The following is a 13,368-nucleotide window of genomic DNA, read 5'->3' on the forward strand; positions in this document are numbered from 1 at the left end:
TTGATCATGTGGAGTTGACTGCGAGCCAGCGGGGCAACTGGGTGGCACGGAGCCTTGCCCCCGAGTCCTCGGTGTTCTGCGCGGGCCAACTGATCTGGCTGGACGGCCCGATCGACCCAGCCGCCTTCGCATCCTCAGTCAGTGCCGCCTTCTCCGAAACCGATGCCCTACAGGTCCGTTTCGGCGACAACGACGGTGTCCCTTTCCAGTACGTCGACACCGCGATCACGCTGTCGACCGAGATCGTCGATGCGGGCCACGGCGACGATCAGATCCGCGGCATCGCCCGCGAACAACTCACCCCGGCCGCAGAACCGACCACATCGTCAACCCTGGTCCGTCGCGAGGACGGATCCTGGGCCTGGATCCTCGTCACCAACATTCTCCTGGTCGACGGCTACAGCATCTCCCTGTTCATTCGCCGCGTCGCCGAGCTCTACACGGCAACCCAGACAGGCGATCCGGTCCCGGAGCGTTGGTTCGGGAGCCTCCAAAACATCCTGGGCACCAACGCCGAAGAAGACGACACCTACTGGAGCGGCATCCTCGGGATCGAAAGCGCCGGCCACGAGAAGGTCGAAGACCTCTCCGAAGTCTTCGTCTCCTCAAGCCGACCAGTCGTGGTGCCGATACCCGACGACACGTACTCGAAGGTTCAGCAGTTCGCCCGCACCACAAGGGTTTCCTGGACCGACTCTCTGATCGCCTTGTGGGGCGTCTACACCGCTCTGATCGACAGTCGCGACTACGTAGCGGTCCGGGTCCCCTTGATGCTGCGGGACGACCGCGAATCGCTCACAACACCCAGCGCGCTCTCGCGAGCAATCCCGGTTGTCACCGAGATCAGCCCGTACCAAACCTTCGCGCATGTCCTTGCGGTCGTCGCGGACCAGTTGAAGACCTCGCGACGCCACACCACCGTCGAGGACCACCAGATCGCTCGTTCCTGGCCGAGCGGCCAAGCGTCGTACCTGACACTCCCGACGATCAACATCAGGCTCTTCGAATCAACGCCGCGCCTGGGCGAGCTGGAAACGATCAGCACCGGCCCGGTCGGAGCGCTCGACCTCGCCGTCTACCGCAGCCCAGAATCCGGGCTCCGGCTCGAGCTCTCCGCAGGCTCCACCAGCAAAGATCCGCACCTGCACGCCGAACAGTTCAGCCGCTTCCTCACCGCTGCACTGGACGGGCAGACCCTGCACGAACTGAGTGCCGGATTCACCCCCGAGGCCTCGTCGCTGCAAGGTGAGACGCTCGATGTCCCCAGCGCGACTATTGACCAGCTATTACGCCGGCAGACCGCCGACACGATCGCACTCGTCTCCACTGACGGAACTGAACTCACCTACGACCAGTTCGATGCCCGAGTCAACGCCTTCGCCCACCACCTCATCGACCAGGGCGTGAAGGTTGGGGATCGGGTCGCCGTCACCATGACACGCTCGGTCGACCTGGTAGTGGCACTTGCCGGAGTCCTGCGGGCAGGCGCGGCCTACGTGCCCATCGATCCGGCCTACCCCGCAGAACGCATCAAACACATCCTCGACAACGCCGCACCCACCGTGGTGATCACCGAGGTGCAGCAACTGAAGGGTGCAAAAACCGCACCGGTTCTGGCGCGGCCGTTGAACGACCTCGACGCTGCCGTAGTGATCTTCACGTCGGGAACGACAGGTCACCCGAAGGGCGTCGTACTTTCGCATCGCGCGCTGGTGAACCGCCTCGCCTGGGGCCAACGCGTCCTGGACTACCGACCGGACAGCGTCGCGTTGTCGAAGAGCGGCGTGGGCTTTGTCGATGCTGCGACCGAGCTGTTCGGGCCGATGATCGCCGGAGCCCGGACCGTGGTCGTGCCCGCAGCGACCGCGCAAGACCCGGCCGCTCTGCTCGACACCATCGCCCGCTACCGCGTCACCCACTTGCTGACCGTGCCCAGCCTGGCCGACGTTCTCGTCCGCCACGACGACGCAGTCGCAGCGCTGGCCTCGGTCCGGTACTGGATCTCTTCCGGTGAAGCACTCAGTCAGAGCACTGCGAACACCATGCAAACCGCTGCACCACAAGCAGAACTGCACAACTTCTACGGCTCCACCGAAGTCACCGGCGACGGCACGACAGCTACCATCACCGACACCAAGAACACCCCGATCGGTGTCCCGGTAGCGAATACGACCGCGCGTGTTCTCGATGCCTGGTTGCGTCCGGTGCCGGTCGGTGTCGCAGGTGAGCTCTACCTCGGCGGGGCGCAACTCGCGGACGGGTACGTCGCTCGCGCGGGTCTGACTGCCGACCGCTTCGTCGCCGACCCGTTCAGCGACGATGGCGTACGGCTCTACCGCACCGGCGATGTCGTGCGGTGGAACGCCCAAGGCCAGCTGGACTACCTCGGCCGCAGCGACGACCAGATGAAAATCCGCGGATACCGGATCGAGCCCGCCGAAGTCCGCGCAGTTCTCGAACAACACCCGCGGGTCACGGGTGCAGCCATCGCCGCCTTCGATCACCCAGCCGGTGGAAAATACCTCGCCGCCTACATCACCACGGACGCCGAGGACGCCGCGTTGTTCGACGTACTGCGCGATCACCTCGCCCAGGCTTTGCCGGACTACATGGTCCCCACGACGTTCACACGTCTGGACCGATTCCCTGTTACAGCCAACGGGAAACTCGACCGCCGCGCGCTGCCGCAACTGGACCTGGCCGCAGACACAACCGATGGCCGTTCACCAGAAACCGACAGCGAAATCGCCCTCGCCGCCATCTTCCGCGACGTACTGAACCTCGACAGCGACCTCGGCGTCGACAGCGACTTCTTCCGTCTCGGTGGGCACTCACTACTCGCCGCACGAGTGGCCGCACGAGCCAATGCACAACTCGGCACCGCGCTGACACTGCGCGATGTCTTCGACCATCCCCGCATCAGCGAACTCGCCCACGTCGCCGACAACACCGCAAGCAGCACGCCGGCGTCACCCGCGACCCGAATCGGCGAGCTGCCACGCCCCGCCGTACTCCCCGTCTCCTATGGACAACAGGCACTCTGGTTCACCGAGCAGATCGCCGGGCGTCAGATCTATCGGACCGAAGTCGTGCTGCAAGCAGAGGCGCGGCTCGATCTGGATGCGTTGGCAACGGCGGTACGCCGGGTCGTCGCTCGCCATGAGATCTTGCGGACGATCCTCGTGCCGGACGAGGAGACCTCATCGCTGCGCCAGGTCATCTGTCCGGAACCCGACCAGGACGCCAAGGTGCTGACGGTCGAACACGTCGGTGCGGGCTCACTCGAGGACAAGATCGCCGAGGTTGCCGCACTACCCCTCGACTTCACTGTCGAGTTCGGGCTGAAGTTTCACCTGTTGCGCCATTTCGATGGCGATGTGCTGGTGGCGTACGGGCATCACATAGTGACCGATGCGGATTCCTTCGGGACCCTTATTCGTGAGCTGAACGAGTTCTATCTCGAAGCAGCCACTGGCACTGCCGCTGCGGTCGCTCCCCTGCCGACGCAGTACGCCGACTTCGCGGTCTGGCAGCGGCAGATGCTGGGCAGCCGGAAAGATCCAGGGTCCCGCTACCAATCGGATCTGCAGTACTGGCAGGACGTGCTGTCGGATCTCCCGACGGAAACCGTCCTCCCCCTCGACCAGCCACGCGACGGATCCGACGAACGAACCATCCGGCCTGCCACCACAGCCCTCACCAGTGCTGAGACGGCCGAGATCGACGAGCTCCTGGTCGTGCACAAGGCCACACCGCTGCAGGCGCTGATTGCGGCATTCTCCTTGGCGCTCTGGGATGAAGGGGCCGGTGGCACTGTCCCCATCGGCACGCCGGCGAGTTTGCGCGACCAGCCCGAGTTGCAGGACCTGATCGGCTACTTCGTGAACACCGTCGTGGTGCGCGCCGACATCGACGCCGAGGCCGGGTTCGCGCAGACGCTGCTGCGTTGCCGCAATCGCATGCTCGAAGCTGCCGACCACAAGCTCGTTCCGTTCGAGCAGGTCGTCGAGGCGGTGAACCCGCCGCGGCGGGTCGGGATCAGTCCGCTGTTCCAGGTGATGGCCGCCTACGTCGATCGCGGTGGAGATGCGGGTACGGCGCCGCCGCCGCTCACCAACTACACCTCGACGACTGCGGATGGCCCGCTGGCAGCTCAGCCTGCGCTGTTCGATCTCGTGTCGAGTATCGAAAGACTCGACAGCGGGGCGTTCGGAATGAATCTGAACGCGGCCCGCGAGTCGTTCTCGGCGGAGACCACTTCGCGCTTGTTGCGGAACACAGCGCGCTTCCTGGTGCTCGGTGCGCGGCACCAGGATCTCACGGTCAAGCAACTCGTCCAGATGGTCCGGGCCGGCGACGGGGCCGTCAACGTCCCCGACACTCGCCGCTTCCGTTTGCCGCTCGAGGGTTTCGACATCGGTGCGGCTCCGCTCTGGCGAGCGGCGATCGACCATGTAGGCCTCGCCCTGGGCTTGGCGATCCGCGACGACGGCGCCGGTGAACTGGTTGCCGAGACCAACAACCCTGAGCTGCTGGATGCGGTCCGGGACAAGCTCACCGAACTCGTCACCGCCTATCAGGCGAACATTCCGATGGTCGTCGTACCGTCCGCTCAGGCCACGGCTGAATACAGTGACGACGAATTGACGGCTGTCCTTGACGACTCGTTCTGGGAGGACTGGGTCGATCAGCTCGCTGGTGTCACGGCCGGAGAAGCGGCTTCCGCTGCAGACGAAACCTCCCTGCGGTCCGTTGTGCTGACGGCCGTGGCCAAAGCCTTGGGTGAGGTCGACCTGCTTGTGGAGCTCCACGAGTCCGACGGTCCCCTGTTGACGCGTAAGTTCCCGGTGTTGCTTCCTGGCACCGGACTGAGCCAGGAGCGGGCGGCCGAGTATGCCGCGCTGGCCGGACACCCCCGCTTCAGCCGCTTCTTCGATGATGTTCCCATTCCGACGATCCGCGTCGGCGTGTTCCGCAGCCAAGCGGAGTTGATCACCGAGCCGCCAACAGACGGACTGGACATCCATGTCCTCGTCGCGGGTAGCGCAGTCCGTGTCCGGGTGGAGTCGGCGCCGACTGTTGAGATCGACCCGAAGGCGCTGGCCGACGCCATCACCGAAGAGATCGGTGGAGCTGGAATCCCGGCCCCCGGCCACGAGCGTCGAGAGGCCTTCACCCTGCGTCGCGCCGACCGGGTCACCTTGACGGCCGCTGAAGAAGAATCCATCCGGGCCCGCTACGGGCACGACGCCCAGATCCTTCCGCTGGCCCCGCTGCAACGCGGATTGTTCTATCACCTGCTGCGGTCCCAGGAATCCGACGACCACAACACCTACGTCTCGCAGATCACCCGGCAGATCGCGGGAGATCTCGATCCCGAGCGGATGACGGCTTCGATCGCCAGTGCGATGGAGCGGCACCCCAACCTCACAGCGGCCTTCATCCCGCCCGGCGACGTACAGGTGATTCCGTCCGGCGTCGAAGTCCCGGTGCGGGTCATCCGATTGGACGAGTGGGACGGCCGCGGGATCGATGTGGAGCAGTTCCTGGCGGCCGAGCGAGGTGAGCCCTTCGACTTCCAGACCCCGCCGCTGATCCGATTCACACTGCTCGAACACGACCACCGGGCGTGGACGTTGGTCATGAGTTTCGAGCACATCCTGCTGGACGGCTGGTCCATCAACGCGATCCTCGCGGAGATCCTCAGCATCTACGCCGATGACGGGTACGTCGATCGGGTGCGGCCGGCGTCGTTCCGCTCCTACCTGGACTGGGTCGACGACCAGGATCCCGACGCCGCTTATCGCGCCTGGGACGGCTACCTCGCGGAACTGACCGGTCCGACGTTGCTGTGCCCGGACTTCGTCGACGCCGGGGACGCACAGGGCAAGACCGGTGAACTTCACCTCGACCTCAGCCCGGCAGAGGCAGCGATGGTGTTCGGCACCGCACGCGATGCCAAGGTCACCGTGGGCACCTTGCTGCAGGCCGCCTGGGGAATCGCGCTCAGCCGGCTCACCGGCAGCAACGACGTGGTCTTCGGCAACACCGTTTCCGGCCGGCCGCCGTTGTTGCCCGACGCCGACCGAATCATCGGGCTGCTGTTCAACACCGTGCCGATGCGGGTGCAACTGCCCCCGTTCGCAACGAATCGGCAGCTCCTGGCCAGGGTTCAGGCCGACCAGCTGCTCGTCATCGATCATCCGCAAGCCACGCTGACGCAGATCCAGACCAATGCCGGCGTACCGGTTCTGTTCGACACGTTGTTCGTGGTGCAGAACGTGCCACTCGGCAAGGCGGACGGGCCTGACACCACCGGGTTGCAGGTCGTGGGTGCCAAGGTCGATGACGCGACGCACTACCCGGTGACGTTCGCGATCGACCCCGAAGAACGCGACGGAGCGGCGACCGTGCACGTGCGCCTATCCTACCGTCAGGACGTTTTCGACGCCCCGGCCGCGGAGCTGTTGCTCAAGCGCTACGTCCAGGTGCTCGTTGCTCTCACCCGCCGGCTTGACGAGCCCGTTGGTCTGCTGTCCGCTCTGTTGCCGGACGAGACCACACCGCACACGGGGATCGCCGCTGATCTCGTCCGCGAGATCGAGCCGGTCACGGTCGCCGAGTTGCTGCACCGGCAGGTGCTGCTGTCCGGATCGGAGACGGCACTGGTCGCCGGCGACCGGCAGTTCACCTTCGCGGAGTTCTTTGCCGAAGTGAATCGGTACGCCCGCCTGCTCCTGGAAGCGGGCGTGCGCCCGGAGCATCGGGTCGCGCTGCTGCTGCCGCGCGACGAGCGCACGGTCATCGCGATGTTCGCCGTGTTCGCCATCGGAGCTGCCTACGTCCCGGTGGACAGTGAGTTGCCGGACGAACGCATCAACTACATGGTCGAGATCGCCGAACCGACCGTCACACTGTCGACCGACCGCGACGTGGATCGGCTCACCGGCGCCATCGGCCAGGTGATCAACCTGGACTCCGCAACGACGGTGGACCGCCTCGCGCAGCTTGCCACGGATCCGATCACGGCGGCGGAACGAGGCGGGCAGATCTCGCTCGACAACCTCGCCTACATCATCTTCACCTCGGGAACCACCGGACGGCCCAAGGGAGTCGCCGTCGGCTACCGCGGACTGACGAACATGTACGTCAACCACGTCGAGAAGATCTTCGATCGGGTGGTGGATCACCAGCGCGGGCGCCGGATGAAGATCGCCCACACGACGTCCTTCTCCTTCGATGCCTCCTGGGAGCAGCTGTTCTGGCTACTGAACGGGCACGAGGTCCACGTCATCGACGAGGAGATGCGCCGCGACCATCAGCGGCTGCTGGCTCACTACGACGAGATGTGTATGGACGGGTTCGACGTGACCCCGTCGTACGGGCAACTGCTGGTCGAAGAAGGGCTTCTGGAGCGGGACCGGCCAGCAGGTCGGTCCGTGGCATCCGATGCGGCCGGGGTCGTCTTCGTCTCCCTCGGCGGCGAGGCCGTCCCGGACCGGTTGTGGCAACAGTTGCGCGACGCACCCGGAGTTGAGTCGTACAACCTCTACGGACCGACCGAGTACACGATCAACGCCCTCGGTGCCGATCTGGCCGACAGCACCACCTCGAGTGTCGGTACGCCGATCTTCAACACGCGGGCCTACATCCTCGACGAGAACCTGCAACCTGCCCTTCCCGGTGTCGCGGGCGAGCTCTACCTCGCCGGTGAAGGAACCGCGCGCGGGTACTGGGGCCAGTCCGCGCTGACCGCCGAACGTTTCGTCGCCTGCCCGTGGGAGCCGGCCGAACGCATGTATCGCACCGGCGATCTCGCCCGGTGGAACGACGACGGGATGATCGGCTTCCTCGGTCGGGCCGACGAGCAGATCAAGATTCGCGGCTATCGCATCGAACCGGACGAGATCCGGGACGTCGTCCAGGAGTTCGCCGAGGTGACGCGCGCCGAAGTGGTCGCCTTCGAGCATTCCACGGGGCTGCAACTGGCTGCCTACTACAGCACCACCGCGGACCACGACATCAGTGAGTCGTTGCGCAACCATCTGGCCAAGTATCTGCCTGACTACATGGTCCCGGCAGCCCTGGTCGTGGTGGATTCCTTCCCCCTCACCCCGACCGGAAAGCTGGATCGCCGAGCGTTGCCGGCGGCCGACGTCGCCGCGTCCGGAGCCGCCACGGGCCGGGCCCTCGAGTCGGCCACGGAGTTGGCGTTGGCCGCGATCTTCCGTGAGGTGCTCGACCTCGGCGAGGAACTGGAGCTGGGTGCCGGGAACGACTTCTTCCGGCTGGGCGGGCATTCGCTCGCGGCCATGCGCCTTGCCTCGAAGATGAACCGCGCGTTCCCCGTGAACATCGCGATGCGGGACGTGATCACCGCTTCGACGATCGGTGAACTGAGCTCGGTGGTCGATCAGAAGACGCAGCAGGACGCAGATCCGGACCTCGGCATCGCCGCGATCGCGCACCGATTCGTGCAGTCCCTGAACGGCCGCAATCTGTTCTGCGCGCACGCGCAGTTCGGCGTCTCATCCGTGTACTCGGAACTGTCGAAGTACCTCCCGCACGGTGTCGGGCTGGTCGGAATCGACGATCCGGCGGTCGTCGGCCTGGACACCGAGTTCAAGGACCTGGAGGACCTCTCCTCGACCTACGCCGACGTCATCCAGGGGCTGCAGCCGACCGGACCGTACGAACTGCTGGGCTGGTCGTACGGCGCACACATCATGTTCGCCGTGGCGCGCCGGCTCGTCGCGCGCGGGGAGCGCGTCGAAACCCTTGTCTTCGTGGATGCGATGCCTGTCACGGAGAACGAACGGCAGACCTCGGACGAGTCGATCCGCGAAGACATGCTGAAAGCCTTCGGCGCGGAGGCGTTCAACGAGTTGGTTGCTGACGGCAAGCAACTGAAGGCTGTCGAGACGGCTGGACTTCGTTGTGATGTCATGATGTCCGCGCTGACGCGAGGCAGTCTCGACCTCAAGGCGCTCGTGATCGCGTCGGGCGCAACTCATGAGGCCCGAGTGGCGAGGCTGGGCCGTGAGGACGCACTGGGATGGGACAGCTGCCTGACCAGCACTTCGTACCTTGTTGCCGAAGACGAAGACCATCACTCCATCGTCAAGCCCCGTTCCGGTCTCTCGAAATGGGGCCCGCGACTGACGAACCTGTTGGCCAAGGAATCAGCTGCCGCTGAGGAGTAGCGAGGTTTCTGGCTCTTCTGACCTGTCCATGGGTGGCACGGCATGGCCGCGATGCCGGTCTGCTCCCCGTTCGCTGGGCCTGTTGGCCATCCTTCGGGTGGGCCCCCGACGCGACCTGGCGCGTCCGGCTCCCAATCGGGCGGGGCAGCCGTGTCCTTGCGCATCAGCCACGTCTTTGTGCACCCACCAACCACTCGGACCCCTCCGAAACAGTCGGTGGCTACCCAAAGACGTCCTACGCGCCCAAAGACACGCCAACCCACCTTTGGGCACTAACCACGACTTTGAGCACCGGCCGCGACTTTGTGCACCCACCAACCACTGGGACCCCTCCGAAACGGTTGGTGGGTGCACAAAGATGCGGCGCGTGCACAAGGCGTCGGCGGCTCACCTTTTGGCGTGGAGAGGGCCCACAGGCGTCCTCAGGTGATGGCGGCGGCGTCTTGGAGGCTGTCGAACAGGGCCGCGCGGCGCATGTAGGCGCGGGCCGTGTCGAGATTCTCGGCGGTGCGGCGCAAGGCATCGAAGTTCTGGCGCCGTACCTCGGGGTCGCGTTCCTCCAGCAGCCGTTTGTTGGCGATCGTCTGGGCCTGCACATAGTTCACGGCGGCATGGCGACGCTGGCGGCTGTAGAGGTCGAGCAGGTCGTCGCCTGCGGTACCGGCGATCACCTTCGTGAGCTTCTCCGTCAGGTTGATGGCGTCGTGGATGCCGCCGTTCATCCCCATGCCGCCGATCGGGTTGTTGACGTGCGCGCTGTCGCCGGCGAGCAGGATACGGCCCTTCCGGAAGGTCGCGGCCACCCGCTGATTGACGCCGTACACGTTGATGTATTCGACGTGGTACGGCCCGGTCTTCGGGAGGAACTTCTGCAGCCGCTGCTCGACCCGCGCCGGCGACAACGCGGTGGTGTCGTCCTCGTCGTGGCCGATCGGCAGGATCACCCGCCAGAGCCCCTCGGGCGATTCTCCGCGCACCTTGAAGACGTTCGCCCACTCATTGGGATCCGAGAAGTAGTTGCGGAACGACAGCTCCGGCTTGATGGTCCTGAGGTCGAAGCTGGTAGCGATCTTGATGAACCGCTCCTGATAGGTGAATCCCTCGAACTCGATCCCGGCGAACTTGCGCACCGTCGATCGGCCGCCGTCACAGCCGACGACATAGGCCGCCGACAGGCGTTCGGTGCCGCCCGGTGACGTGTACTCCACCTCGATGCCACTCGCGGTTTCGGTCAGACCGGTCAGCGTGTGCGAGAACCGTACGTCGAAGTCGGACTCGTTCGCGTACTCCGCAGCGATGGCAGCAGTCAGCTTGTACTGCTCGTACTGCAGGACGTACGGGAACCGGATTTCGTCCTCGAGCCGACCGAGATCGAACTCCGCCACCACCTCTCCGGTCGGCCGGTCGTGGAAGCGGTAGGTGCTCGAGGGCAGGCTGTGCGGCCGGATCTTCTCGGTGATGCCCAGCTCGTCGAGCATCTCGAGCGTGCTCGGATGGATGGTCGCCGCGCGCTGATCCCGCACCGGTGCCGGCTCCGACTCGAGAACGGTCACCGGAACACCTTGCCGGTTCAGCGCCAGCGCGCAGACCATTCCGACGGGGCCGGCGCCCACGATGACAACCCGGGTGTCCTCGGTCGACATGCGCCTAGCTCAGCTCGCGCTGCAGGCGCTTGCTGACCTTGCCGACCGCGGTGTACGGGAACTCGTCGACGACCTCCACGACATCGGGGAGTTTGAACGTGGCGAGGCCCTTGTCGCGCAGGAACTGGCGCAGCTTGCCCAAGGTCAGCTCGGTCGCGCTCTCCGGCGTCCGGGGAATCAGGTACGCCTTGACCCGTTCGCCGAGAACGTCGTCATCGATGCCGACGACGGAGACGTTGTGGACGCCGGCATGCGTGAGCAGCGCGTTCTCCAGCTCCTCGGGCGCGATCTTCTCGCCGCCGCGGTTGATCTGGTCCTTCGACCGGCCGACGACTCGCATGAACCCGCGCTCGTCCCGCTCGACGATGTCACCGGTGCGGTAGAAACCGTCGCTGGTGAACGCCAGCGCGTTCTGCTCAGGGTTGCGGTAGTAGCCGCGAATCACCGACGGTCCGCGCGTCAGCAGGTGACCGGGTGCGCCGGGTGGCACGTCGTTCCCCTCGTCATCGATGACCTGGCACTCGTCGGCCGCCGAGGCCGGCCGGCCCTGGTACCGCACGCTGGTGGCCCGATCGACGTCCGCAGGATTGCTGACGACCAGGCCCTCACCCATCCCGAAGCTCTGCGACAACTGCACGCCGAACTCCGGTTCGACCCGGCTCGCCACTGCTTCCACCAATTTCGCGCCGCCGCACATGAGGACCTTCAGGCTGGACAGGTCATAGGACTTGCGGAGCGAAGAGTTCAGCCAGGCCAGCAGGATCGGCGGGACCAGCGAAACGCGGGTGACCCCGTGCTTCTCGATCAGCGGGAACGCCGTATCGGGGCTGCCGTTCGGTGCGATCACGATGGTGGCGCCCACGCTGAACGCACCGAGGAATCCGGGCGAACGCGTCGACATGCTGTGGCAGATCGGGATCACCAGCAGATGCACGGTGCGCTCGGTGATGCCTCGTTCCCCCACGCTTCTCCGCAGCGCGTAGCCGTACGTCTGATGCGTATGCGGCATCAGCTTCGGAACACCCGTCGTACCGCCTGACATCTGCAACAACGCGACGTCCTGCGGGCTGCACCGGCGCGCGTGCTCGAGCGATCCCTTCGACTGCAACGCCTCGTACTCAGCACCGCCGCCGTCACGTTCGAGTACGACGGTGTGCTCCAGCTGAGGCCAGCGCTGCTTCAGCTCGGCAGCCATCGCCGCGAGATCGGTGCCACTGTCCGACGCGACCGTGATGTAGGCCCGCGCCTCGGCGATCTCGATGAAGTGCTCGATCTCGGCACGGCGGTGCGCGATGGGAGCGACGACGGGAACCGCCCCGAGCTCCCACAAGGCGAAGACGAAGACGATGTACTCGTAGATGTTGGGCAGATGGACGACCACCCGGTCGCCACGATTCAGCCCGAGGTCCTGCAGGCCGGCCGCGAGGCGCAGGACCTCGTCCGTGAGCTGCGCATAGCTCAACTCGGCCTTGCGGTCGATGACAGCGAGCTTGTCGGGAAAGCGCTCCGCGGTGGCGAACAGCAGCTCGGGAAGCGTCTGATCGCGCCAGTGTCCCTCGGCGAGGTACTTGGCTACCGTCTCCGGCGGAAACGGGACGACCCCGTCAAGAGCCAGCGGTTCGATGCTCATTTGTTTCCCTTTCGAGGGGTGAGTGCGTGCGGACCGCTCGGCGAGGAAGTCGAGGATCAACTGGTTGACCTTCTCCGGCTGCTCGAGGTAGCCGAAGTGGCCGGCGTCGGGAATCTCGACGTACTGCGCGCCCGGCACCGCATCGGCAACCTCACGGCACAGGTAGGCCGGGACCACCCGGTCGTCGGCGAAGCCCACAACGAGCAGTGGCCTCGCGATCGCGCCGTACGCCGCGAGCCGGTTCTCGAGCTGGGCGGACACCTCGAGCTGACCGCGCTCACCGGGATCCATCGGTCCCGCCGAGTAGGCCAGTACGTCGAGCCAGTCCCGCGCCTTGGCGGTATCGCTCAAGGTCGCGGGCGACAGGTTCACGATCGCGTCGATCGCGGCCTTGTACTCGGCCGGCAACGCCACGGATGCGTCGAACAGCTGTCGCTTGCCGGCGGTCAGGCGCCGGGTCACCTCGTCGAGGCGCCCGTGCCCCGCCATCGCCACTACTCGCCGCACGAGCTCCGGGCGACTCAGCGCCAACTCCTGTACGACGCGTGCGCCCAATGACGTTCCGACGACGTGCGCGGGTCCACCGAGGTGCTCGATCAGTTGCGCGACGTCGTCGACCAGCTCGTCCATCGTCAGCTGAGGAAAGTCAGTGCCCGCCTGCCGAGGCAGCGGGCTGATCCCGCGGGCGTCGAAGGTCACCACCCGGTATCCGGCGGCGACCAGCGCCGGGACCTGGCGCAAGGTCCACACGTTGCCCTTCGCGCCGGTGCCCATCACGAGTACGACGAGCTCGCCGACGCCGACCACGTCGTACCGCAGATCCAGGTCGCCGACCGCGAGTACAGGCATCAGCACTCTCTCTTCACAGCAGGCTGATGCCTGTCGTTGCTTC

At 65.7% G+C, this 13,368-nt stretch carries 3 protein-coding genes; 1 reads left to right on the forward strand and 2 read right to left on the reverse strand.

Annotation, left to right across the window (positions count from 1 at the left end; translation table 11 throughout):
* Positions 1-14: 14 nt before the first annotated feature.
* On the forward strand, positions 15-9,203 hold the full coding sequence (locus OG474_RS06010; protein ID WP_405061196.1) for an amino acid adenylation domain-containing protein: 9,189 nt from the start codon (positions 15-17) through the stop codon (positions 9,201-9,203).
* Between the two features lie 422 nt (positions 9,204-9,625).
* Here the strand turns inward: OG474_RS06010 and OG474_RS06015 are convergent, their stop codons facing one another.
* Together OG474_RS06015 and OG474_RS06020 are read right to left on the reverse strand one after the other, a co-directional pair.
* Complete coding sequence (locus OG474_RS06015; protein WP_405061197.1) at positions 9,626-10,846, reverse strand: FAD-dependent oxidoreductase; 1,221 nt, start codon at positions 10,844-10,846, stop codon at positions 9,626-9,628.
* 4 nt (positions 10,847-10,850) lie between these two features.
* Entirely contained in the window at positions 10,851-13,325 is a 2,475-nt protein-coding gene (locus OG474_RS06020) for an alpha/beta fold hydrolase (RefSeq protein WP_405061198.1), read from the reverse strand.
* Positions 13,326-13,368 lie beyond the last annotated feature (43 nt).

Source organism: Kribbella sp. NBC_01505 (genome assembly GCF_045040285.1).
Lineage (GTDB): Bacteria > Actinomycetota > Actinomycetes > Propionibacteriales > Kribbellaceae > Kribbella.